This window comes from Acidovorax sp. FG60 (assembly GCF_057808995.1).
In genome coordinates this window covers 224,790-246,880 of record NZ_JBMDJC010000008.1, presented here as the reverse complement: position 1 = coordinate 246,880, position 22,091 = coordinate 224,790, and the positions used below count along the sequence as shown (strand labels likewise).

Below are 22,091 nucleotides of genomic sequence, written 5' to 3'. Positions count from 1 at the left end.
CCGATGGCACGCACCACTGCGCCTTCCTTGTGGCTTCCGGGCTTCGACCCGGATATCCCAGACACCCCTGAGCCGTCTGTTGAGACGGACCTGTTCGCTGAACTGTCTGCGCCCCAAGCACCCGTTTCCAACCCCATCCAGCTCGCACCCGTCGCCCTCGTGGCCGACGCGCCCATGGACGCCGCGGCTGAGGTCGAAGTCGAGACCGAAGTCCCGAGCACGGCACCGCGCGCCAGTTGGCGCGTGCTCACCGGTGCCAAGCGCGACACGCCCCGATCCCTGTGGCCCACGCTACAGCGCGAGCACCTGTCCGGCCTGGCCGGCACGGCCACCAAGTTCGACGCCAACGTGGCAGCGATCCAGGCCCTGCAGGCCCTCGAAGCCGGCCAGCGTCAGCCGGATGTCGCCGAGCGCGCTCAGTTGCTGCGCTTCACCGGCTGGGGCGGCCTGCCCGCCGCCTTCAACCTCGAAGGCACTGATCTGGCCTGGCGCCGCCGCGCCGAGGAACTGCAGGCGCTGCTGCCCGCCGAGGACTACGAGTCGGCCCGCGCCTCAGTCAACAACAGCCACTACACCGAGATCCATGTGATCGAGGCCATGTGGCAGGCCGTGGAGCACTTCGGCTTCACGGGCGGGCGCGTGCTCGAACCCGCAGCCGGCGTCGGCCACTTCCTCGGCGCGATGCCGCGCGCGCTCGCCGAGCGCAGTTCAGTCACCGCCGTCGAGATCGACCAGTTGTCCGGCCGGCTCCTGCAGACGCTGTACGCACCGCACGGTGCCGACGTGCGCATCGCGCCCTTCGAGAAGGTGGCGCTGCCCGAAAACTGGTTCGACCTGGTAATCGGCAACGTGCCCTTCGGCAACTATCCGGTCGCCGACACGGGCCCAAAGCCTTACGCGCGCTTCCGCGTCCACAACTACTTCTTCGGCCGCGCGCTGGATCTGGTCCGCCCTGGCGGGCTGGTGTGCTTCATCACCAGCACCGGCACGATGGAGGCGCGCGCGGACGCTGTGCGCGAATACGTCGCGTCCCAAGCCCAGTTGCTGGGCGCGATCCGGCTGCCGCAGGGCGCGTTCGCCGGCCTCGCGTCGACCGACGTTCAGACCGACATCCTGTTCCTGCGCAAGCGCCGCCCCGGCGAAGCCGTGAGCGGCGCCTGGCTGGAGCGAGTGATGGTGCCCGATGCACTGCGGCACCCGCGCTGCGCGCAGAAGTACCTGCAGATCAATGCCTGGTACGCCCAGAACCCCGATTTCTGCATCGGGCAGGTCACGCAAGAGAGCAATGGCTACGAGGAAGTGCCGACCGTCGTGTTCGAGGGCGACCTCGAGCCGGCGCTGGCGGAGCGCATCGCGCTGCTGCCCAGTGGCGTGTATGAAGCGGCCAAGCCAGTGGCATTGGCGTCCGTCCGGGCAACCGTGCCTGCCGAACCTGGCGCGCGCCCCGGAAGCTACTGCGTCCACCACGGGCGCGTGCACCGGGTCGAAGGCACCGAGCTGGTCGACCTGCATGACAGCCTGAACGCCACGCAGCGCGCCCGCATCGCGGGCCTGTGCGCGATCCGGGACCATGCCCGGGCGCTGCTCGACGCGCAGTTGGCGCAGGACGACGACGAAGGGCTGGCCCATCTGCGGGCCATGCTCAACGGCACCTACGACCGCTACGTGGCGCGCCATGGCTGCCTGAGCACGCGCGCCAACGCGCTGGCGTTCCGGCGCGACCCGGACTACCCGCTGCTGCTGTCGCTGGAGCACTACGACGACGAGTCGGACACCGCGCGCAAGGCGGCGCTGTTCACGAAGCGCACACTGCGCCGGGTGTCAGCGCCGACGGCGGTCGGCGAGCCCTTGGAGGCGCTGGCCACGTCCGTGCAATGGCGCGGCCGGGTCGATCCGGCCTACATGGCACAGCTGCTGTCGGCGCCCGAGGACGAGGTGCTGGCCGCGTTGTCCGAGGCCGGACAGGTCTTCCTCGATCCGGCTGACAGCGCCTGGAAGACATCCGACGAGTACCTGTCGGGCAACGTCAAGGAAAAGCTCAAGCAGGCGGCGTTGTCCGGCCCGGCCTTCCGCCGCAACGTGGAGGCGCTGGAGCGGGTGCAGCCCGAAGACCTGCAGCCTGCGGCCATCGAGCCGCGCCTGGGCGCGGTGTGGATTCCGGCGGGCGACGTAGAGGGCTTCATCCATGAGGTGCTCGAACTCAAGGACTGCCAGGTGGCGTACTCGGCCGAGGCCGGCGCCTGGTCGGTGACCTACCCGGAGTGGAGCGCGCGGCACAACGTCAAAGTGACCCAGGAATGGGGCACCACACGCATGAACGCCATCGAGCTAGTGCAGGCCGCGCTGAACGTGCAAGTGCCGACGGTGCGCGACCGCCATCCGGCCACGGACCGCTACCACGTCAATCCGGAGGAAACGCTGGCGGCGCGGGAGAAGTTCGGGGCGCTCAAGGACCGCTTCGCGGCCTGGGCCTTCGAGGACACCGAACGGCGCGAGCGGCTGTGCCGGGTCTACAACGACCTGTTCAACGCCACGCGGCCACGTCATTTCGATGGTTCGCACCTGAGGCTGCCGGGGTTCTCGCAGTGCTTCGATCTGCACCCGCACCAGCGGGACTCGGTGTGGCGTGTGGTGCAGACCGGCAACGTGGGCCTGTTCCACGTGGTCGGCGCCGGCAAGACGGCGGTGTGCGTGATCGCGAGCATGGAGATGCGCCGCCTTGGCTTCCTCGCGAAGCCCTGCCATGTGGTCCCCAACCATATGTTGGCGCAGTACACGGCCGAGTTCGTACGCCTGTATCCGCAGGCGTCGGTCTTGATGGCCGGAAAGGAGGATTTGGAAGGCGACCGCCGGCGCGAGCTGGTGTCGCGCATCGCCACGGGCGATTGGGACGCGGTGGTCATCACGCACTCGAGCTTCGAGCGCATCCGGATGTCGCCGCAATTCACCGAGGACTACATCGCGGAGGTGATCCATGAGATAGAGATGGCTGTGCGCGCCGAGAACAGCGGTGATCGGAGCAACCGGATCATCAAGCAACTCGAAGCGCAGAAGAAGAGCTGGAAGGTGCGCCTGGAGCGTCTGGCCGCCGACAAGAAGAAGGACGACCTGCTGACCTGGGAGCAGTTGGGCATCGACGGCTTGTTCGTCGACGAGGCCCACCTGTTCAAGAACCTGTACCGGTTCACCAAGATGACGCGGGTCGCGGGCCTGCCCCTGTCCAACTCGGAACGCGCGTTCGACCTGTACCTGAAGACGCGCTACACGATGAAGCTGCACGGGAACGCGCAGCGTGGCGTGGTCTTCGCGACGGCGACGCCGGTGGCCAACACCATGGCCGAGATCCACACGATGCAGCGCTACCTGCAGCCCCGGCGGCTGGAGGAGTTGGGCCTGCAGCAGTTCGATGCCTGGGCGGCCACCTTCGGCGAAAGCGTCACAGCGCTGGAGATCGCGCCGGACGGCAGCGGCTACCGCATGCACACGCGCTTCGCGCGCTTCATCAACGTGCCGGAGCTGATGTCGATCTTCGGCGAGGTCGGTGACATCCGCACCGCCGAGATGCTGAACCTGCCGGTGCCGAAGCTGCATGGCGGCAAGGCACGCACGGTGGCCTGTCCGGCCAGCCCGGCACTGAAGGCCTATGTGCAGACGCTGGTCCAGCGTGCCGAAGCGATCCGGAATGGGCATGTCGATCCGACCGAAGACAACATGCTCGCGGTCACGAACGATGGCCGCGCGGCTGCACTGGACTTCCGGCTGATCGCGCCGACGGCGAAGTTCGATCCGGAGGGCAAGGTGGGTGCCTGTGCCCGCGAAGTGCTGGCGATCTGGCAGCGCACGGCGGACTTCCGCGGCGCGCAAATGGTGTTCTGCGACCTGTCCAGCCCTAAGGGCGGCAAGGCCTTCAGTGTCTACGAGGACCTGAAGCAGCGGCTGATGGATGCCGGCATCCCGGAGCGCGAGATCGCGTTCATCCACGACGCCGAGACGGACGTTCAGAAGGCTACGCTGTTCAAGGCGGTCCGCGAGGGCCGCGTGCGCGTGCTGCTGGGATCGACCGGCAAGATGGGCGTGGGCACCAACGTGCAGACCCGCCTGGTGGCGCTGCACCATCTCGACGCGCCGTGGCGTCCCTGTGACGTCGAGCAGCGCGAGGGCCGCATCCTGCGCCAGGGCAACGAATGCGAGGAGGTCGAGATCTTCCGCTACGTGACCGAGCAAAGCTTCGACGCCTACATGTGGCAAACGCTGGAGACTAAGGCGCGCTTCATCGCGCAGGTCATGCGCGGTGACAAGGGCCTACGGGCCATCGAGGACGTGGAACTGGCCACGCTGAGCTACGCCGAGGTCAAGGCCCTGGCGTCAGGCAACCCGATGGTGATCGAGAAGGCTGGCGTGGACGCGGAAGTGGCCAAACTCTCCACCCTGTTCTCGGTTTGGCGCAATCAGCGCTGGACCAACGAGAGCGAGGTGGGACGGTTGCCGATGCTGATCGCGTCGCTGGAACAGAAGGCCGCGTTGCTTGCCGCGGATGCCGAGCAGGTCGAGCCCCAGACCATGGGGCAGATCGCCCTGGAACTGGGAGGCCGGCGGATCGCCGGGCCCGACGCGGTGGGCGACGGCTTGCGCGAACTGGTGAAGACCGCGAAGGCAGCGGCCCGCACCAGGCCATCGGTGAGCGACCAGTTCGTAGGCCGTTTCGGCGGCTTCGATCTTGGCCTGCAGACCATCGGCGGAGAAGCCACGCCAACGTTCTATCTCGCGGGGCACTGCCGCTACGACGCCGAGCCCTACCAGACGGGACCTGGTATCGTGTCCGCGCTGCTGGCGGCCCTGGCGTCCGTCGCCGAGCAGCAGGCCAAGACCAGTGAGCAACTCGTCGTACGGCGCAAGCGGCTGGAAGACCTGCAGATCGAGCTGATCCGCCCCTTCGAGCACGAGGGCCGGCTGACCGGGCTGTTGGTTCGCCAGCGCGAGCTCGTCAAGGCGCTGGACCTCGACAAGGACGTGGCTGGCAGCGCCAGTCTGGATGGAGAGGCGGCGGCACGCCAGGCCGCATGAGTTCGCGCCCCACTACCGCAATGTGGTGGGGCGCTTTTTCTTGCCCTGATGCACATCACCACGAACAGTAGCGGAAAAGCCTGCGCGATCCGTCAAGGTGCCGCCGTTGAAAACGGCCCTGCACAGCTGGGGGTTTCGGGTGGCGAACCGCGCCAGTCATCCCGACGCGAATCGGACTTCGCCATACTGGAACGGCTTCCCGTGGGCATCGCGTCCACAAAGCCTTCATCGACCGCCTGGCTGTCCTGAAGTCCAGCCTCGCTGGCGTCGCAGTCGATACCTGCCCTCGAGTTCCCGGGCATCGTCCGGGATGGCTGCCTTGGCAGCCATGAGTTCCGGTCGGCCTTCGGGCTGACGCATGCACATGGTCGACGGCCCCTGGGTCGCCGGCCACCGAGCGAAGGTTCTTGCCGCAGGGCACGGACCTTCACATCCCACGTCAGCCCCAAGGCTGGCGCCAAGCCGCTTCGCGTCCGCGAGGCATACCCGAACGGGGACCCCAGTCCCCGCCAGGGTTGGGCGTTCCCCTTTTTCATCGAAGGAGAACGCCATGTTCGCTGCCCTTGCAGCCAGAGAGTCGCACCGCATTCCGGTGCTGTTGGGTGGATCGGGCCTCACCCGCCCAGCCCCCTTGCCGCAGCCCAAGCTTGCGGTACTGCTGCGTCCCCTGCCCTGCCTCGGCAAGTGCGGGGGCCGCCCGTGTGCGGACTGCCGCGAGGCAGCTTGACCATGCCGGTCGATCTGTACCGCCGGCGCATCGCCGCCACCGTGGTCGAACTGGCCCGGGAGGATCCCTTCCTGGTCAAGGAGGTCATCGCCCGTCTGCGCGCAGCGGGCGAAATCGAAGCCGACGATCTGGTCTACCTGGACCGGATCGCCGACCGCTGGATCGGCATCGCTGAAGCCAACGCCCGGCAGGAGGCCTCAACGCACGCGCGTCAAGCGCGCGGGTAGCGGGGCACCCTTCGCCTGGGCCATGGCCGAGGCAATCTTGTCCAGCAGTTCCGGACGCTCTTCGGCCAGCGTGCCGGCCCATCGGGCCAGCGCTTGGTCGAGATCGTCCTGCGTTCGCGCCCCATCGACGTCGATGCCGACTCTTCGGAGTTCCTCGATCTCGGTGGGCGTGAACCGGAGTGAATGGCCTGCACGAAGCATGTGTGGGCTTTCGAAAGCGGTGGGATGCCAGCTTAGCAGGCCAACACACCGCCACAACCCTGGGAGACTGACGCCTCCCACTAGGGCATGGCGCGTGCATCCCGCAAGCAAGGAGAAAAACCATGACCGTGAACGCATCCCGCACCAAGCCAAGGCGCAGTGCCATCGGCATCGAGGAAGAGCGCGCCTGGGTATGCTTCTACCGGCGTGCCGGCAAGGATCCCGCGATCGCGGCGGAAGTGCTGGTCCAGTTGGACAGCGATCCCGAGATGAAGCGCGAGCACCTGGCACTGTACCTATGCTGCCGCGAGTCGCTGCGCCTGCACCAGGCGCGCGAGGCGCACAACCAGCGGTTCGGCCGGTTCGTGCGCTGGCTGCTCGGCGGCCTGTTCATCCGGTTTCCGGCAAATGTGCGGCGCGCATTGGGACGTGGAAGCGACCTCGCCGCAGCCTGCCTGCCCGAGGAGCATTCCGAGCCTGCCACGGCCCAGATCCAGCGTCTGGCGAAAAGCCCGAAGGTACGTGCCGCCCGCGCGGCATTCAAGGCACCCTCCATCAGCGAGAAACCCACCTCCCCATCGGCGGATTCGGCAATGGTGGATTCGGCGCCCCGAGCAACTCAAGCCACTGGCTGAGCCATGCATCCCATTCCCCTGGCCGCGTGGCTGGGGGAATGCGGTGCTTCGCCCCATGGGCAGGCTAACAGCCCAACTTCTCTTGCGGCAGGCTCACGCCGCCAGGCAACGCGCAACCTCCCGGTCGATCATCCAATGAAGGAACTGCGTATCCTGCGACACGCCCCAATAGTGCGCCTTGCACTTCGCCACATACGCATCCAGATCCGCAAGCGTGCGGATACCGGAAGGCTCGATGTCTGTCAGCCAACGGAAATACTCGATTTCCTTCTGCGTCAAACGGATCTGGGAACCCAGGCGGATCATGGAGAAACCTCTTGATGGTCACCATGCTGACGCAAAACAACGTGCTTGAGGGCAAATCAACGGGCCCTGATAAAAAAATTTCCTGAGTGGCAGCAGAGTAATTTTCGAGTGTCACGGGACTGCCATATGCCATGCCTCCGGATTTCCAGATGCTGGCGAATGGCCACGTTTCGGCGCATTTCCCATCCGGCCCCGCGAACAAACACCCGCCACCGTCACGATTTCCAGCCGACACAGGTTTTCCCCCTTGTGATGCGGCAAACCCAGGGGCACAGTCCCAATACCGGTCGAGGGCCTGATCAGGGCCTCCGGTCGCTTGCTCACGTCACAGCCCATCCAGCCAAGACCATCGTGCCGACAGCCGTTGCGCACCTCCATCAGACCGCGGACGCCATCCCCTCGGCGACCGGCGCTGCCCTGCATTTCGATCAAGGAGAGCGATGTGGAAAACGCGCTCACAACCTCGTATCCGCGAATAGCACTGCTGGGTGCGCCGTGCATCTACCGGCTCGTCGCCGCGAGCAACTCTGGGCGTTTCGCATGGAAATCCCCGCGGATTCTCTTGTATAGCGGCATGGTATTTGCGAAGCCCACAAGGCATCCCAGAACCCGTGTCGGCATTGCCACACAAGGAAGAAAACATGCACCCCCATTGCATTGAGCAATTGCGCGGACTCGCCGAGCCTCTGGCGGCTCTCTCGCTGACCCACCTGACACCCACCACCCGACAAAAGCTGCACGCAGACGATCTGTCCGTCAACGCCTACCCCACCGACTTTGGAGGCTTCGTATACGTAGGCTCGCCGCGCTACCGCATGCCTGTGGAATCCGACCTTGCAACGATCTTCGAGGCTGCAGAGCAAGCTGGCGTCGTCTGGCTCAAGTTCGACAGCGAAGCGCCGACCGTAAAGGGCCTGCCGACTTTCACGCCCCAAGACACTATCCTCTGAGACCCCGCGACGCCAGCGCACTGCGGCCGGAGCGGACACCTTGACCTCTTTCACTCCACAGGCACGGCGTCGGCATCTACCCGCAAAGCTTCCAGATCGATCACTGCATCGGCCATGCCGGCCAACTCGGGCGTCTGCGAGACAAAGAACTCCCGGTGGTAGCCGCCCAATCGCAACACCTCGCGCTTCATCGCCCCGAACATGCGCTTGCGGTCCGGGTCGAGGGCCCCGTCTGCTTCATCCGAGAACAGGGTCTCGTAGCGCCGTTCACCAGCCTGCGCCAAATACAGCGCCACTGCCCGCACCAGGCATTCGTTGATCCAGACCCGCTCCCCTCCGCTCATCAGCCGCACACTCTTGCTCTCCCCTGAATCGGCGTCATGCACCAGGATGTCGAAGTCCTCCCGCTTCTCGCCCTTGGCCGTCTCCCCCTGCGTGAGGATGGAGACCGTGAAGCGCGGGCCATAGCACACCAGCAGCAGGTCGTTCGCCAGTCCCGACAAGGCTGGTCCGGCATCGTCGATCGCCAGCGCGATCAAACCATCATTGCTCATGCACCGCGCCAGCAGGGCCCAGTCGCCCATCGCGCCCTCGATGCGCAGGGCACGCCGGCGCGCCGCGGCCTGGCGTCGTGCCAGAGCATCCAGCTGCTGGCGCAGCGCCGCCAGAGTTTCCAACTCTTTCAAAGCGTCCACGTGCGCGCGCTGCGCATTGCCATGCGCGGCGATGGCGCGATCGCGCGCTGACTCGGCAATGGCCAGTTGCTGGGGATCAAAGGGTTCCGGCAAAGTGCACAGGACGGCATCCAGCCGGGCCAGCGCCTGTTGCAACTGGTCGGACTGCAGCGCCCGCTGTGCGTCGATGGCCTGCATGGCGGCGGTGATGGCATCCCGCTCCTCCCGCTCGGCCACCGCTTCGACCGAGGAATCTTCCCTCTCGGAATCTCCAAGGCCGGCCAGTTCGGCCTGAACGTCGGCCAGGCGCTGGCGCGCGACCTGGATCTCTTGCGCCTTCGCCGCCAGCAGGGCAAGCCGTGATGCGCGGCTGCGAGCGCGCTCCTGGCGACGCTCGGCGGCTTCCAATTGGCCGCTTGCAGCTGCCAGCGACTGGAAATGCGCCTTGACGGCCCGGCCTTCCCGCTCGACCCTTGCCTTCTCGCCGGCCAGACGCCGCAGCGCCGCATCGGCGCTGGGGATCAGCGCCTGCGCCTCCCGTGCGTCGGCCAGCAGTTGGCAAGCTCCCTGCAGCGGCATCCCGGCGCACGGCACCTCGGCGGTCAGGCCCAAACGGCGCCTGAGCGCCTGCGCCTGCAAGGCAGCCTGCCCCGCCTCGCGTTCGATACCCTGAACCCGCTGCACCAGAATGCGCAACTGGCCCTTGGCCTGCTCCCGCTCCGCTACCTGGTCTCGGCCATGACGAGCACGCTCGGTGCGCAGTTCCAGCAACTGCTCTGCCAGCGGCAAGCGCCGCAGCGCGTTGCGCACCAGATGCTCCCGCGCCAGCAAGTCATGGCACCGGTCCCGTACGTCCACCAGCCGTTCTCGGCGCTGCATGGCCTGCGCCCGCCGCTGCACGACTCGGCGCGTGAGCCGGTCCAGCCGCTGGCGCGCATCCTGTTCGCGATCCGCCAGGTCCTGCAGAGCCACTCGGCCCGCGGCCTGCGCAGCTTCCCGCTCCTGTAGCAACTGGACCCGCCGCGCGTCGGTCTCGCGCGCCTGCTCGCGCTGAACTGCGGCCTGGGCGTGGGCCTGGCGCGTCTCGTCCAGCGCCGACGCCGCCGCTGCCACAGCCGCCTGCGCCCGGGCGGCACGCGCCGGCGCATCGGCGGCATCGGTCCGCGCGCGGGCCAGCCGTTCTCCCTCTGCGTCCATGGAAGCGGCCTCCTGCCGCAGCGCTATCAGCCCGGCCTTCAACAGCTTGGCCGTCTCACCGGCCTTGCGCCCCAGCTCGCGGATCTGCTCCTGCCCCAGCAGGTCGGCCAGCAGCGTCTTGATCTCCGCGTTGCGGTAGTCGCTGAGCTGGCGCTTGCACTGGGCTCCGAAGACCGACGTGAAAAAGGTATCGGCGCTGCCGCACAGGTGCTCTACGCAGCGCACATAGGTGTCCACTTTGCCGTCCGACACCGTGCCATCCTCCAGGGAGACTGGGCGCCACGCTCCCGCATCGGAGAGTTCGAACAGGAAGGCCTCCGTCCGGCGCCGACCGTTGAGCCGGATCACGACCTGGGAGCGATAGCTTTGCCCTTCGAGCGCCCAAACCAAATCCTTCTCGTTCTCCGGGAGGAATACATGGTCGTAGTAGCTGAAGCCGCCAGCGCCGACGGCGGAGGCGCGCGAAGGCATGGTGAGGTATGGGTGCATGTTGTCGAGCACCGTGGTCTTGCCGCGTCCATTGGCGCCTTTGATGGCGACCAGCTCGGCACCGTCGCACAGGGCCTCGAAGTCCAGGGTCAAGGTATCCAGGCCCAGGCCATCCCGGATCCCGCGAAAGCCCTTGAGGGTCAGGGAAAGTAGTTGCATGGCGACGTTCTCCATGGGTTAGTTCCGCCCCAGTTTCCCGTGAGAGCCTGAGTAAGCAAGGGCTTGAACGCTGCGGTCGCCCCGCCAGGCACGTTGATCAGTGGATGATCGAGTTATGATGAGAAATTCCTTTTCTGATCAATGGCTTATCCAAATTGACAAGAGAGGTAAAATCGTTCTTCAAGGATCCACCTCTCCGCCGCCATGAACACGCTCAACCGCATCAAACGCTCCGTCGCCAATCGCAGCGACGATGTGCTGCTGCGCAGCGAGTTCGACCAGTTCGGCAGTGCCGCTCAGGTGGGCCGCGCCCTGCGCGAACTGGTGCAGGACGGCACGCTGATTCGCCTGGGCCTGGGCGTCTATGCCAAGGCAAAGCCAAGCGTGCTGACGGGAAAGCCGATTCCGGTGCGGCCGCTGGAAGTCCTGGCCCCCGAGGCGCTGAATAAGCTGGGCGTGACCGTCATGGCCAGCCGCCTGACCGAGGCGTACAACGCCGGGCGCAGCACCCAGCTGCCCGCAGGCATCGTCTTCAACGTCGGCCGACGCCGCATCGCCCGCAAGCTGGGCTTCAACGGCAAGGCGATCCAGTACGAACACGCATGAGGGTGCTGGCGCCGCCGCGGCGGGAACTGATCGAGGCGCTCGTCGCGGAAGCCGCCCCCGGCGGAATCACGGCGGGCCTGCTGGAAAAGGACGAGCACCTGACCGATGCGTTGCGGGCCCTGTTCTCCTTGAAGCTTGAAGGGGTGCAACTGGTGTTCTGCGGCGGCACCAGCCTGTCCAAGGCCTACGGGCTGATCGAACGCATGTCCGAGGACGCAGATCTGAAGGTAGTGCTGCCGGATGCGGGCCAGGCTTCCCGCGCCGAGATCCGCCGCCGCCTTTCCGCGCTGAAAGCGCAGGTGGCCGAAACGCTGGTCGGGATCGGCCTGGTTGAGGACAAGGGCAAGGAGCTGGCCTTCAACGAGAATCGGTACTTCTGCAGCGAGTGGAGCTACGCGCGGCACTATGCATCTGCCGCGGGGCTGCGCCCTCACCTGCAAATTGAATTGACGGCACGCACGCCAGTTTTGCCTCCGCAGGTCCGCCGCATCAACACGCTGGCCGACCAGCTCGCGGGCCGCTCCGATCAGGCTTTCGAGGCCCCGGTGGTCGCTGTGGCCGAGACGGTCGCGGAGAAAATCCTTTCGTTCCTGCGCCGCTACGCCCAGCATCGCGCCGGGCTCATGCGCCAAGCCTGGGATACGGCCCTGGTCCGGCATCTCTACGACGTACATTGCATCCGCCAACGCCAGCCAGAGATGCTGAGCGAAGCGCGGCGGGCTTTTCCCGCGCTGGTCGCCGGTGACCGGAAGGAGTTCGGCGCCCAGTTCCCGGATTTTGCTGCGGCGCCGCGCCAGGTGCTGAGCGGCGCGCTGCGGCAGGCCCGTGCGGATGCGAAGATCCAGGTGGAGTTCTCCGGCAACCTGCTGCCGCTGATCTATGGGGGCGGCTCACCGGCATTCGAACAGGCTTTCGGCGACTTCGACGCGGTCGCCAAAGCGCTCCTGGAAGTGCTGCCGTAGCCCTGTCCACCGGACGTGTCAGGCCGCCAGCCGCATTGGTTCCGCCGACTGATCTTCGACACCCGGCTCGCGCAAAAGATCCTCTGCAATGTCCTCGGGCGTCGCCTCCTCCAGTGCGGCCAGGCACCGCAGCAGCGGTTCGGGGTTGACCTCGGACACCTGGGCCCAGGCGCGCAGCTTGTCCTCCATCCTCGCCATGCGCGAGATGCCGGCCATGCGCGTGCGCACCACGGGCACGATGCGGCCCTCCAGCTTGGTCTCTGCGGCGCCGGCAAGGATCCGTTGGATGGCCCCGCGATCCACGACTCCCCGGTCCTCCTCCGCCACGGTCCAGCGCACGCGCACGCTGGCACCGGCGATGTCCTGCCGTGCGGCCGCCTCGCGCAAGGCGTCGAGGTCCGGGCGGCCCTCGAACACGATATCCATGGTCCGGCGCGCCGGGGTGGACTCCAAGGTGCAGCAGGCCGAATCCGCACCCACCTCCCACAGCAGAAAGCCCTTCTCCCCTTCTTCGCCATAGTGAAAGCGTCCGATGGAACCCGCATAGGCGATCAATTGCGCACCTGCCGCCCCCTTCTGCGCCCAGGTCTGGTGCCGATGGATGTGGCCGAGCATGAAGGCCTGGGCCTCGGCTGCGAACAGGGCACCGATGGTGAACTCATGATCGAAACCGGCCATTGGCACACCGTGCTCGCTCACGCAACCGAACACCGTACCGTGGGATACGCCGATGGTGGGAAGTCCTCGGCTGCGCGCGATCCGGTGAGACGGCGCAAAGCCGCAGAGCAGCCGGGCGAGCTGCTCGCCCACCTCCTGCGCCGCTTGCGTCGCCCTGGCGGTGGAGGCCACGGACGCCTTGTTGACGGTGGGCAGACAGGAGAACAGCGCCTCAGCACGGTCCGGCAAAGCGTCGAAACTCCATTGCGGGGAGGCGATCCAGCCGCCTTCACGGGTCAGGGCCACCTGCTGGATCCGGTCGGCCACATGGATCGGGTGGCGGCCACCGACCGAGCGGAACACCTCCAAGGTGCCCGGGGGCTCGTGCGAGTACGTGCCCTGCAACAGCAGCACAGGGCAATGATCGGCCAGACACCGCACACGCGCCACCAGCCTCGCCGCGGCGGGCGAATGCAGATCCAGTGCATGGTCGGTCGCGTCCCCGGACATCACGGCGGCTTGCGCCCCCAGCGCCACGGCCCGCTCGATGGCGGCGCCGAAGCAGCGCTCGGCCTCGGCGAGGGTCTTTGTCCCATAGTGCAGGTCGGAGAAGTGTGCGATGCGCATGATCTTCTCCTTCAGGCACCCAGGCCCAGTTCGGCGTCGATCTTGTCGAGGTATCCCTCCGGGTCCTGGGCGTACCTGTCGAGCTCGTCCCATGCACGGCCGCGGCCATGGGGGTTGATCCGCCAGCCATGGCCCCAGCGCAAGGCCGCGTAAGCAGAGTAGCGCTCCGTATCTCCGCCCATGGCCCGGACGCGCGCCAGCAGTTGCGCGAGCGTGGGTCGCGCCTGCTGCAGCCGTGGATGGTCGCCCCCGGCGTCGGCGGGCGCGGCGGAAGTTTCGCCTGTCCCGGCGTCCTGATGCGCCTCGGGCCGCCCTTCGAGTACCTGGGTTGCGAGATGGGCCTGCTGGATCGCCGTCTGTTCATCCTCGTGCTCGCGCAGCAGGGCCGTGACGTCCACAGGCGCTTCCAGTTCGATGATCCACTGGGGCACGCGCACCGCCCGCCCATGTTCGTCGATGTGCGGCACATCCCTGAGTACCTTCGTGAGGAAGAACGTCGCGCGATCGCGCCCCAGGAAGCCGGAGATGCGCCCGCCGCGCATCATGGCCATGGCCTGGAAGCGCTGGATGGCCGCGCTCATCGCGTAGAAGCTCGTGGTGGGAAGCTCCAGCGCGCTGATGGAACGGATGCCCGGAATGAAGAACAGGAACCGGCCCGTGAGATTGCACTGGCGCGCCTGGTACTCGGGGCAGGATTCCGGGTCGCAGAGGCCGCTGTTTTCTTCGCGCAACACGGCCTTGCGCCCGCCAAAGATACGGATCGCGCGCCGTCCCGTGTCGTCCACCGGAACCGGTGCATGGCGCATGCAGTGGCGCACCAGGCCATCGGGCGAGTACTGCGACCAGAACCGCTTCTCATGGGTGCCCCAGGCCGCCAGCTCGTGAGGCATCACGGTCTGCCAATGGTCCGCAGGGAAGACGACGGGAAAACGGTACAGGCGATGGCCCTGGCCTCGGTCCTCGCCGTAGGCGTCTAGGATCTCCCGGGCGGTCTCCGGGTTGGCGAAATCCGACCCGCGTACCGTGAACCAAGGCACGTTGCGCGGCACCAGCGGAGATTTGAGCTGCGGCACCGCCTGCGCCAGCCTACGTTCGATTTCCTCGAACGACCGGCCCTCGTCCACGCCCTGCCTGTAGATGGCCTTGGCCTCGGGGTGCTCGGCGGCCTTGCGGGTCAGGACCATGATGCCGGGACGGATCTTTCCGCCCGTGGGAATGCGAGCCGGGACCTGGCCCAGCAGAGTGTACAGGGCGACCGATCCGCCCGGTACCGAAACGACAGCGTTTGCCATGTGGCGCTCCTTCATGAAACGTCGGGGTTGCGACGCTTCATGCTCTCGCGCGTTGCCCGCTATTCAACCCGTCGGACACGAACGCGGGCCGGCCAGCCCAGTCCAGGCATCCGCGTCCCGGAGCACAGGGTGCAAGCGATTCAAGCCGTCGGCGCGGGCAACGCCGGCATGGGCTGGTCGGTCCACCAGGCCCAGCACGCCCCTTTGGCGATGGCTCTCTCCTTGGCAGCGCGTTCCTTGGCCCCAGCGAACGCACTCACTATGTACAGCGGGATCGGCATGGAGCCCCCATCCAGCACCAGTACATTCGGGAAGGCGCAACCCTGCGGCGCGTCGTACCGCAAAGGCTTGAGAAAGCGCCGCTGCTGCCCGACGAGTTCATCCAGCAGGGGGCACTCATGAACACCTTCCAGCGGAATCCACTGATCGCTGACCAGCATCAGGCTGGCCCCATCGATCTCGTAGGTGAATTCACGACGGGCGCGTATCAGCGCCGCGATCATGAGTCGGACCCGACGTCCCGTGTCGGCGTCGCGCGCCTCCAGCAAAGGGGCGTGAACACGCGCCAGACGCTCCCAGCTTTTCGCGGGCATCAGCAGCGGCGCATCGGGCATATGGCGAATCCATATCCGGCAAGCATGATCCGCATGATCGCAGGCCTTGAACTCGCCGATCACCAGCGCCAGCGGCGCATGTCCTTCCTGGGGCTGCAGGATGGCCAGCTTTTCCCGTCGACGCTGAGCGGAATCAGCCTTGGTGGATTCTTGGAATGGCTCGGGGACATAGAGACGCTCGGCCAGGGGGATGCCCTTGACATCGATCTCGGCCGCCGCCGTGAGCAGGTATTTGCACAGAACACCCTGGTTGCGCTTTCCGGCCATGGCGGGCGTCCAGCGGTTGAAGCCTGCACGCTCGAAAAGATAATGCATCACGGCGCGCAGCGACATGCGCCGTCGCGCAACCGTGATCTCCGCTGGCTCCGAGGACGCGCCCCGTGACAGGGCATGGCCCTGCGTCCGGGCCCAAGGGAAGTCCACGCGCAGCTCCACACGGCCAGATTCGGGCTCCAGCACGGCTTCTCCCATGAGCTCACCCAACCCGGAAAGCGCGGCGTCGGGCTCGTAGGATGGACAGGAGGGATGATGATCCTTGCCGGTTTCGGGCATGCGCTTGACCACGTACTTGCGATGCCGGGCCACATACATTTCCACACCACCGGCGACGCACAAGCAACGCGGCCGTCCGGCATCGTCATGGATCGACGCAAGTGCCAACTGAAGGCCAGGATCCGTGGATGCAAATACACGGCCGTGGATCGAGAAGTGCTGCAGCTCATAGGGCAGCCGCAAACCGTCGGCTCCGCCCGTTGCTGCAGGGCCTGATTGCATACCAGTTCTTCCAGGACCATCGAAGAAATTCTGCTCTTGCATGCTGCCTTCCCCCGTCGAGGTCAATGCCACGAACGCATCCTGGACCTTCGTGGCTCTCAAGGCGAGCCGGATTCGCATCGAAATCGGTGAGATTTCGACCTTGATGGCGCAGAAATTTCACGAGGTAAAGCACGCCTCCATCACATCATTCGGGAGGCCTCGCTCCCATTAGGCCACCATCCAGCAGGCAAACCACGCGCCATCGATAGGTAGCTCAAGCATGCGGCCAGCTCGCACTCAGCCGGTCACTGCATCCGCGCTCTGCATCGCCTTGCCGTTAAGCAACATCCGTCGAAGGTAGCCCAGCAAGGTCAGCCATTCTTGGCGCGAAAAGCCTGCCAGATGAGCGTTTTGCACAACGGCCAGAATGGCCGGCACCTCGGCAACGGTGCTCTCCCCTGCCTCCGTGAGCTGGACATGGATGACGCGCCGGTCCTCGACGCTTCTCACACGCCTGCAAAGGCCCTTCTTTTCGAGTCGGTCAAGAGCCCGCGTCACGCCGCCCGCGTCCATTTCGAGATCTTGAGCGAGTTCCGCCACCGTTGGCCGCTGGCGCGCCTTGATCTTCACCAGCGGCCCCCATTGGGTGCTGGTCAGTCCGTGCTGATGGAGGCTTATGTCGGCGTTCCGCACTATCGACGCTGTGACGCGGCGCATCAGGTAGCCGACGGTCTCTTCCTGGTAGTAGCGAGAGGCTTCATAGAATGCAATCGGCGCAAGGTCATCTCCCATACGAGGAAGGTTGCGGGCGAACCGGTCTGCATCTACGGACAACGGGGGACAAAGTTCACCACGCGGCGAGACAGCCGCTTGCACACCACTCTCCAAGTCCGTGCACCCCAGATCGTCGTTCAGCCCGATGGGGCCTGCGATTTCATCCCAGTCCGAGTCCAGCAGATACCGCCGAGCCACCAACAAGATCTGCTCCACTTCATCTTCGTTCCGCATGCCCTCGCGGACGGCGCTCACGAGCGATTGTAACTGTGCCGACGCCGTCTTGTCCCCGAGAGATGCCTCCTCGACGATCTCCATGAATTTCGCAGCCAGTCCACGTTCGCGGCTGCACCGCTCCTCCAGGCAGGACAGAATTTCGGCAAGCTCGGGTTTTCGCTTACGCAGCACCATGTGCAATTCAAGCTCTCCATTGGCTCGCAGGAGGTCTCGCCGGACATGCTGCACGCACATCCGGATCGCATCGCAATTCGTGCCCTGTTGCCCCGCGCTGTCTTCCTCAACCAGCGCGAGCAACCCAAGCGTGCTGGAGGCAAGTGCACGACGCATGCTCAGTATGGCGGAGACGGCTCGATCCTGCACAGTGGGAACCCTGCCGGCTGTAACGTCCGTCACAAGCAATGGCACCGGCGCGTCCCGAAGAACTTGCTCCGCGCAGGACTGGAGACTCCATCCCTGGGCACCAGGGCACCGCTGCGACGCCATCACGATGACGTCGCACCCATGGATCTTGACGGCGGTGCCAACGGCCTCGGCGAGATGGCCCGACACCATGGCCGAACTCTCGCAGCGAACGCCACGTGCCACCGTGCTCGATTTCGCCTTCGACAACACCGCATCGGAATCGCCGAAGGCCGCGTGCTGCAATGTGCTGGCCAAGGCCGCTGGAAGCACGGTGCCTCTCAACGTCGCGGCCTGATCAGGAGAGGCGTGAAGAAAGGTGATCTTCGCGCCCAATCGCTCCGCCAATCCGATCGCGACGCTTACGTTCTCATCCGACGCCGGCGTTCCATCAACGGGCACCAAAAAATGCTCATACATGTCGGGTATCCATCAGACGAGACCCCACAAAGAGGAGTTTGGTTCACGGCATTGAATCGGCTTCATCGTTCTTCCCTATCTACACCAGATCGCGCGTCAGCTCTTCCATCGTTTGCTGTCGCCGTGGAAACTGCTCTCTCACTGCGCTGCGCTCCGCGATTCCCAGCAGCAGCCCCACCTGCGCCTCGTCCGCACCTCGGGTATAGAGGCGGTCGGCAACCGTATGCCGTGCAGTCAACGCCGTGACCTGCTTAAACTCGGCATAGCGGAACAGCTTGCGATAGGTCTCTTGGATTCCGCGACACCGGAAGCGGCGCTGTCCAGCCTCTCCGTACGGCGTGATCTCGAAGCCCTTGCCGCTGGCGGACAGGAACAGGCGGCTGCCAGGCGCCAGGCCACGGTACTGGCCTTCCACACCGAGTCCCGCACCGCACCGCACACGATCAGCGAGATAGGCGTTCATGGCTTCGTTCAGCCGCGTGCTGTGGAAGTACAGCGGCCGCGCCCGGGAGGTGATAGCGGCCTCCTCACGCAGCACGGAGACCCGGCGCACGCTGCCTGCGGCGTCCAGATAGTCCCGCACCTCCAGACGCGCGATCTCCAACGGCCGCGCGCCGATCGCGAACAGCATGTAGTACAGCGCGAGGTCTTCCAGAGGGTGTTGGCTGCGGCCCCGGATCCGCACGGCGCCAGCGGCGATCTCCGGCTCACTCAGGATGGGCGTGCCCATGGCCCGCTCCGCGCCAGGAGGCTGCAGGCCGTCCAGCGCGGTCTGCAGCGCGTCACGGTGCAGGCGCAGCCTGCGAACGAACGCCGCACCGTTCTGGTTCAGCCCGTCGATTCCGGCGCTGCCGGCCAGGTGGGTCGCCACCGCCTTGATGCGCCGCTCGACGGCCGTGCGCGACACCCCGTGCAGTGCCGCCACGGCATCATAGGCCGCCCCGTCTAGCACCGCGCGCAGCATCATCACAGACACGTCCCACGAGGGCCGGGGATCGCCGGAGAGTTCCTGCTCTTGCACGCCGCATGCCTCCTTTCAAGGCAATCACACTACGAACGCATCCTGACGCCCTGGCACGCGCCGCGCCAGCCGAAATCGCGTCGCAGTCCGGGGGGTTTCGGGATCAACTACCTAGACGCCCAAGGGCAATGCCTCACAACCTGATCGCATTGCCAGCCTGCGCTCCATGGGACCAGCAACGAGCCGTCAGATACCAGCGCCTCGATCACGAGGCAAGCCCTTCGGCGAGACAGACATAGGAATCTTTTCGCATGACGGCGACTGCTTGATGCTGTGCCATACAAGCGCATGCGCACGGCATGCAGCGCGGGCACCGACTGCATGGCGTTGCGCGTCGTAATCTTGTTACTGGCGCTCTCACTCACAGCTAGCCCCCTTTTCTTGAGGCGGAGCAACGGCCTGTCGAATGCACAATGCACCGGCTGCGATCTCGTCGTTGCTGACGACACGGATGCTTCGCCCCAGAACCACCTAGCCCTTTTCAAGCAGTAAGTTAACGTGCGGTTTCGCGGCCAACTACCGCCTCAGGATTGAGCTCGCGCTCGCTGCGCGGCGTCTCAATCTGCTTGAAGCCGCCAATCATGGCGTCGTTCAGGTACGCGTACAGGCCCCTGCTGAAGTCGTACACCACATTCTTGACGGACCAAGGAATGTCCAAATCGTACATAGGAGTGGTGGTATTGAACATGACTCGCGCCAACTGCCCCTCTTGGTCAAACGCATCGAACATGCCAGCTCCGGAAAGATCCTCGTCAAAATAATATGTCCGGCGTGGATATGCATGACGCTGGCCCGGGCGCAGGACCGCATCCACCACCCAGACCCGATGCAACTCCCAGCGCTCGCATGCGGGGTTGGCATGGCGGGCCATCAGCGCAACTTCCGGTACGGGGCAGTCGTAGGTCGCCTTGTAGCCGTTGTAGGGAATGAGCATTTCCTTCTTGCCGAGCAGCTTGAAGTCAAAGCGATCCATCATTCCGGAGAAAACAAACAATTCGTCATAGACGATGACACCGCCCATGCTTGCCACCGGCGTGTCATAGGCGAATTCAGGCGCGAGCTTCACCCGGCGCTGGCCCGGCGTATAAGTCCAGGCCTTCCGGGGCCTGGCGCTGGGATCCAGGTAGTCGGCCAAACCTGTCATTTCACCTACCCTGCGGGCCGGCGACTTGGTGACGGAATAGACCCGCCAGGCCATGGTGGGATCACGATCTTTTTGATCCAGTTCGTAATAGGGAAAATTCTGATAGGTCTGCTGTTCCGCTGTCTTGATGGGCCGGCCGTTGGCATCCACCACCCAGGATCGCGAAGACATGGTAACCATGTCCTTGCTGCCCTGGTAGCGCAACTGCTGGTTCCACATCGCCTCGTGTCCCGTCTTGGGAATCGGGAATGGCATGCCGCCGCGGCAGGCCACGTCCACCGCCAAGCCGTCCTTCAGGCTGCGGCAACTGGTGGCGTTACGCCGTGTCGCAGCCAAGACTGCGTCGGGGTAGGCGACGGTGCGGTGGCTCGGGTAAACGTCCAGGTAGTACTCCGGGAATCGGGCCAGCAACTGCCGCTGGCCTTCCGAGAGCTTGTCGGCGTGCTGAGCCACGTTGCGTGCATCAATGCGGTAAAGCGGTTTTTCACCTTTGAACGGATCGACCCAAAAGCCGCTGCCCGGCTTGTGTCCGGCAGGCGCGCTTCGGAGCCCCCCGGTATAGGGCGGGATGCTGCCGTCGGCATTGCCGACGCGCACCGCGCCAAACTCTGTCAAGCTGCTACCCAATTGGCGGGCCTCTTCAGGAGACACTCCTGCTGCGGCGGCGAGGTGCACGGCCAGCAGTGCCAGCGAAAATATACGGCGCATGGTCACGATCCAGTCAAACGAAAAGATGAAAGACAATTGGGTGATAGAAGGGTGCCCCGGCTCAGCGCATCAATTGCCCATAGCGTGATCGCACCCCCACGTCCACCCAGTCGGAGCCCTGGTTGCGCTGGCGCGCGAAGCTCACGCTGAAGCCGCCCAGCTCCAGATCGTTGAGCTGCGACAGCGTGGCAGCCACTGCCTCGGGCGTGAGACGCGGCGTGCGGCGCAAGGCCTCCACCAGCACCCTGGTGTTGATGTAGGACTCCATGCCCACGAATGTCACCGCGTGGCCCGCGCCGTAGGTGTCCATATTCCTTTGGAACTCCTGAACCAGGCGCAGATTGCCCGCCTCCGGGTTGGGCACCACCGCGGTGAAGCCGAAGAGACGGCCCTTGAAGCCAGCCAGCAGCGTATTGAGGTGAGGACTCGCCAGGGAAGCGATAACGCGAGGCCATTCCTCCCGTGCCCCCAATTGAAGATCCACCAAGGCCTCGGCCGTCGGCAGTTGCAAGGCAAGCACGGCTCCATGAAAACTCTCCCCGCCCAGGGCCTTGATCAGCTTCTGCGCGCTGTCGCCCGGCAAGCCGACAGGAACGGCGAGCACGGTGGCGGCCATACCCTGCCCGCCCATGGCGCTCTTGAGCGCTGCGACCGATTCGCTTTCCGGCGCGTCGGTGACGATGGCGACCCGAAAGCAGGCGATGGCCTTGAACTGCCGGGCCAGGGCCTCGGCCTCACGCGCGCTGCTGGCCCGTACTTGGAACAGCCAGGGCGCATTGCTGCGCGCCAAGGCTGAGGCGCCGCTCAACGGCCCAACCAAGGGCACCTTCAGTACTGCCGTGACTGCGGCGGAGGCCCGGCAAGAAGCCTCGCCCTGACAATTGAGCAAGGCCACCGCCCCACGCTGCGTGATCAGCTCGCGAACATTGCGCTCGTGCTTGCGCGGGTCACCATCGTCGTTTAGCGTGATCAAATCAAGCCGACGCCCCTGCACGCCTCCGGCTGCATTTACGCCGTCTATGTACCCCTTGGCCGCGGCCATGACCCGCAATCCGCCGCCGTCCGAATCGGGTCCGATGTTCAGCGACTGGCCCAGGACGATCATGTCGGCGCCAAGCGCCACACTGCACCACACCAGACCCGCCGACAAAGCCACCGCCAGGCGCCGATACCCACTATTCACATTCCGCATAGCGCGGGTCTCCTTCGTTTTCTTGTTAGGACAAGCCGCTACCCATGAGA

At 65.5% G+C, this 22,091-nt stretch carries 17 protein-coding genes; 7 read left to right on the top strand and 10 right to left on the bottom strand.

Annotated elements, in window-relative coordinates; all coding sequences use genetic code 11:
- Positions 1-3 precede the first annotated feature (3 nt).
- From ACODS0_RS14315 to ACODS0_RS14305, 3 genes are all read left to right on the top strand, one after another.
- Positions 4-5,064 (top strand): DEAD/DEAH box helicase, encoded by a 5,061-nt coding sequence (locus ACODS0_RS14315; RefSeq protein ID WP_488835671.1) that lies wholly within the window; start codon positions 4-6, stop codon positions 5,062-5,064.
- 550 nt (positions 5,065-5,614) lie between these two features.
- Entirely contained in the window at positions 5,615-5,791 is a 177-nt protein-coding gene (locus tag ACODS0_RS14310) for a hypothetical protein (RefSeq protein WP_488835669.1), read from the top strand.
- 2 nt (positions 5,792-5,793) lie between these two features.
- Positions 5,794-6,018, top strand: coding sequence for a hypothetical protein (locus ACODS0_RS14305; protein ID WP_063460634.1), 225 nt, complete (start codon positions 5,794-5,796; stop codon positions 6,016-6,018).
- On the opposite strand, the gene ACODS0_RS14300 is transcribed toward ACODS0_RS14305, so the two are convergent.
- Positions 5,989-6,219: a hypothetical protein gene (locus ACODS0_RS14300; protein ID WP_488835667.1), complete on the bottom strand. Its 231-nt coding sequence runs from the start codon at positions 6,217-6,219 to the stop codon at positions 5,989-5,991. The two genes, ACODS0_RS14305 and ACODS0_RS14300, sit on opposite strands and share 30 nt — an antisense overlap.
- A 122-nt stretch (positions 6,220-6,341) precedes the next feature.
- On the opposite strand from ACODS0_RS14300, the gene ACODS0_RS14295 reads away from it, so the two are divergent.
- Positions 6,342-6,854, top strand: a complete 513-nt coding sequence (locus ACODS0_RS14295) for a hypothetical protein (protein WP_488835665.1) — start codon at positions 6,342-6,344, stop codon at positions 6,852-6,854.
- A gap of 93 nt (positions 6,855-6,947) precedes the next feature.
- Here ACODS0_RS14295 and ACODS0_RS14290 read toward each other — a convergent pair whose 3' ends face one another.
- Complete coding sequence (locus ACODS0_RS14290; RefSeq protein WP_488835663.1) at positions 6,948-7,160, bottom strand: hypothetical protein; 213 nt, start codon at positions 7,158-7,160, stop codon at positions 6,948-6,950.
- Positions 7,161-7,801: 641 nt separating this feature from the next.
- Between ACODS0_RS14290 and ACODS0_RS14285 the strand changes: the two genes are divergently transcribed.
- Positions 7,802-8,110, top strand: a complete 309-nt coding sequence (locus tag ACODS0_RS14285) for a DUF5983 family protein (protein ID WP_488835661.1) — start codon at positions 7,802-7,804, stop codon at positions 8,108-8,110.
- A gap of 50 nt (positions 8,111-8,160) precedes the next feature.
- Here ACODS0_RS14285 and ACODS0_RS14280 read toward each other — a convergent pair whose 3' ends face one another.
- Positions 8,161-10,644 carry a DNA repair protein gene (locus ACODS0_RS14280; RefSeq protein ID WP_488835659.1) on the bottom strand — a complete coding sequence of 828 codons (2,484 nt, stop codon included), beginning with the start codon at positions 10,642-10,644 and terminating at the stop codon, positions 8,161-8,163.
- Between the two features lie 189 nt (positions 10,645-10,833).
- Here ACODS0_RS14280 and ACODS0_RS14275 point away from each other — a divergent pair, with 189 nt between their 5' ends.
- Together ACODS0_RS14275 and ACODS0_RS14270 are read left to right on the top strand one after the other, a co-directional pair.
- Entirely contained in the window at positions 10,834-11,235 is a 402-nt protein-coding gene (locus ACODS0_RS14275) for a DUF6088 family protein (RefSeq protein ID WP_488835657.1), read from the top strand.
- Positions 11,232-12,197 carry a nucleotidyl transferase AbiEii/AbiGii toxin family protein gene (locus ACODS0_RS14270; protein ID WP_488835655.1) on the top strand — a complete coding sequence of 322 codons (966 nt, stop codon included), beginning with the start codon at positions 11,232-11,234 and terminating at the stop codon, positions 12,195-12,197. Before ACODS0_RS14275 ends, ACODS0_RS14270 begins: the two co-directional genes overlap by 4 nt.
- An 18-nt stretch (positions 12,198-12,215) precedes the next feature.
- Here the strand turns inward: ACODS0_RS14270 and ACODS0_RS14265 are convergent, their stop codons facing one another.
- The 7 genes from ACODS0_RS14265 to ACODS0_RS14235 form a co-directional block, all read right to left on the bottom strand.
- The gene (locus tag ACODS0_RS14265) at positions 12,216-13,481 is read right to left on the bottom strand and encodes a metallophosphoesterase family protein (protein ID WP_207375296.1); all 1,266 of its coding nucleotides are present in this window, start codon (positions 13,479-13,481) and stop codon (positions 12,216-12,218) included.
- Between the two features lie 11 nt (positions 13,482-13,492).
- Positions 13,493-14,773, bottom strand: coding sequence for a recombination directionality factor (locus tag ACODS0_RS14260; protein WP_207375297.1), 1,281 nt, complete (start codon positions 14,771-14,773; stop codon positions 13,493-13,495).
- Positions 14,774-14,913: 140 nt separating this feature from the next.
- Positions 14,914-16,233, bottom strand: a complete 1,320-nt coding sequence (locus tag ACODS0_RS14255; protein ID WP_341274964.1) for a DUF1173 domain-containing protein — start codon at positions 16,231-16,233, stop codon at positions 14,914-14,916.
- 207 nt (positions 16,234-16,440) lie between these two features.
- Positions 16,441-17,976 (bottom strand): universal stress protein, encoded by a 1,536-nt coding sequence (locus ACODS0_RS14250; protein WP_207375298.1) that lies wholly within the window; start codon positions 17,974-17,976, stop codon positions 16,441-16,443.
- A gap of 79 nt (positions 17,977-18,055) precedes the next feature.
- Positions 18,056-18,997 carry a site-specific integrase gene (locus ACODS0_RS14245; protein WP_207375596.1) on the bottom strand — a complete coding sequence of 314 codons (942 nt, stop codon included), beginning with the start codon at positions 18,995-18,997 and terminating at the stop codon, positions 18,056-18,058.
- Between the two features lie 493 nt (positions 18,998-19,490).
- Positions 19,491-20,849 carry a DUF1329 domain-containing protein gene (locus ACODS0_RS14240; RefSeq protein ID WP_488835651.1) on the bottom strand — a complete coding sequence of 453 codons (1,359 nt, stop codon included), beginning with the start codon at positions 20,847-20,849 and terminating at the stop codon, positions 19,491-19,493.
- A 61-nt stretch (positions 20,850-20,910) separates the two neighbouring features.
- On the bottom strand, positions 20,911-22,041 hold the full coding sequence (locus ACODS0_RS14235; protein ID WP_488835649.1) for an ABC transporter substrate-binding protein: 1,131 nt from the start codon (positions 22,039-22,041) through the stop codon (positions 20,911-20,913).
- Between the last annotated feature and the right edge of the window lie 50 nt (positions 22,042-22,091).

Coding starts and splice junctions, on each gene's coding strand:
- ACODS0_RS14235 (WP_488835649.1), bottom strand. CDS start 22,041: ATGCGGAATGTGAATAGTGGGTATCGGCGCCTGGCGGTGGCTTTGTCG.
- ACODS0_RS14310 (WP_488835669.1), top strand. CDS start 5,615: ATGTTCGCTGCCCTTGCAGCCAGAGAGTCGCACCGCATTCCGGTGCTG.
- ACODS0_RS14240 (WP_488835651.1), bottom strand. CDS start 20,849: ATGCGCCGTATATTTTCGCTGGCACTGCTGGCCGTGCACCTCGCCGCC.
- ACODS0_RS14270 (WP_488835655.1), top strand. CDS start 11,232: ATGAGGGTGCTGGCGCCGCCGCGGCGGGAACTGATCGAGGCGCTCGTC.
- ACODS0_RS14285 (WP_488835661.1), top strand. CDS start 7,802: ATGCACCCCCATTGCATTGAGCAATTGCGCGGACTCGCCGAGCCTCTG.
- ACODS0_RS14315 (WP_488835671.1), top strand. CDS start 4: ATGGCACGCACCACTGCGCCTTCCTTGTGGCTTCCGGGCTTCGACCCG.
- ACODS0_RS14265 (WP_207375296.1), bottom strand. CDS start 13,481: ATGCGCATCGCACACTTCTCCGACCTGCACTATGGGACAAAGACCCTC.
- ACODS0_RS14300 (WP_488835667.1), bottom strand. CDS start 6,219: ATGCTTCGTGCAGGCCATTCACTCCGGTTCACGCCCACCGAGATCGAG.
- ACODS0_RS14305 (WP_063460634.1), top strand. CDS start 5,794: ATGCCGGTCGATCTGTACCGCCGGCGCATCGCCGCCACCGTGGTCGAA.
- ACODS0_RS14260 (WP_207375297.1), bottom strand. CDS start 14,773: ATGGCAAACGCTGTCGTTTCGGTACCGGGCGGATCGGTCGCCCTGTAC.
- ACODS0_RS14295 (WP_488835665.1), top strand. CDS start 6,342: ATGACCGTGAACGCATCCCGCACCAAGCCAAGGCGCAGTGCCATCGGC.
- ACODS0_RS14290 (WP_488835663.1), bottom strand. CDS start 7,160: ATGATCCGCCTGGGTTCCCAGATCCGTTTGACGCAGAAGGAAATCGAG.
- ACODS0_RS14280 (WP_488835659.1), bottom strand. CDS start 10,644: ATGGAGAACGTCGCCATGCAACTACTTTCCCTGACCCTCAAGGGCTTT.
- ACODS0_RS14275 (WP_488835657.1), top strand. CDS start 10,834: ATGAACACGCTCAACCGCATCAAACGCTCCGTCGCCAATCGCAGCGAC.
- ACODS0_RS14250 (WP_207375298.1), bottom strand. CDS start 17,976: ATGTATGAGCATTTTTTGGTGCCCGTTGATGGAACGCCGGCGTCGGAT.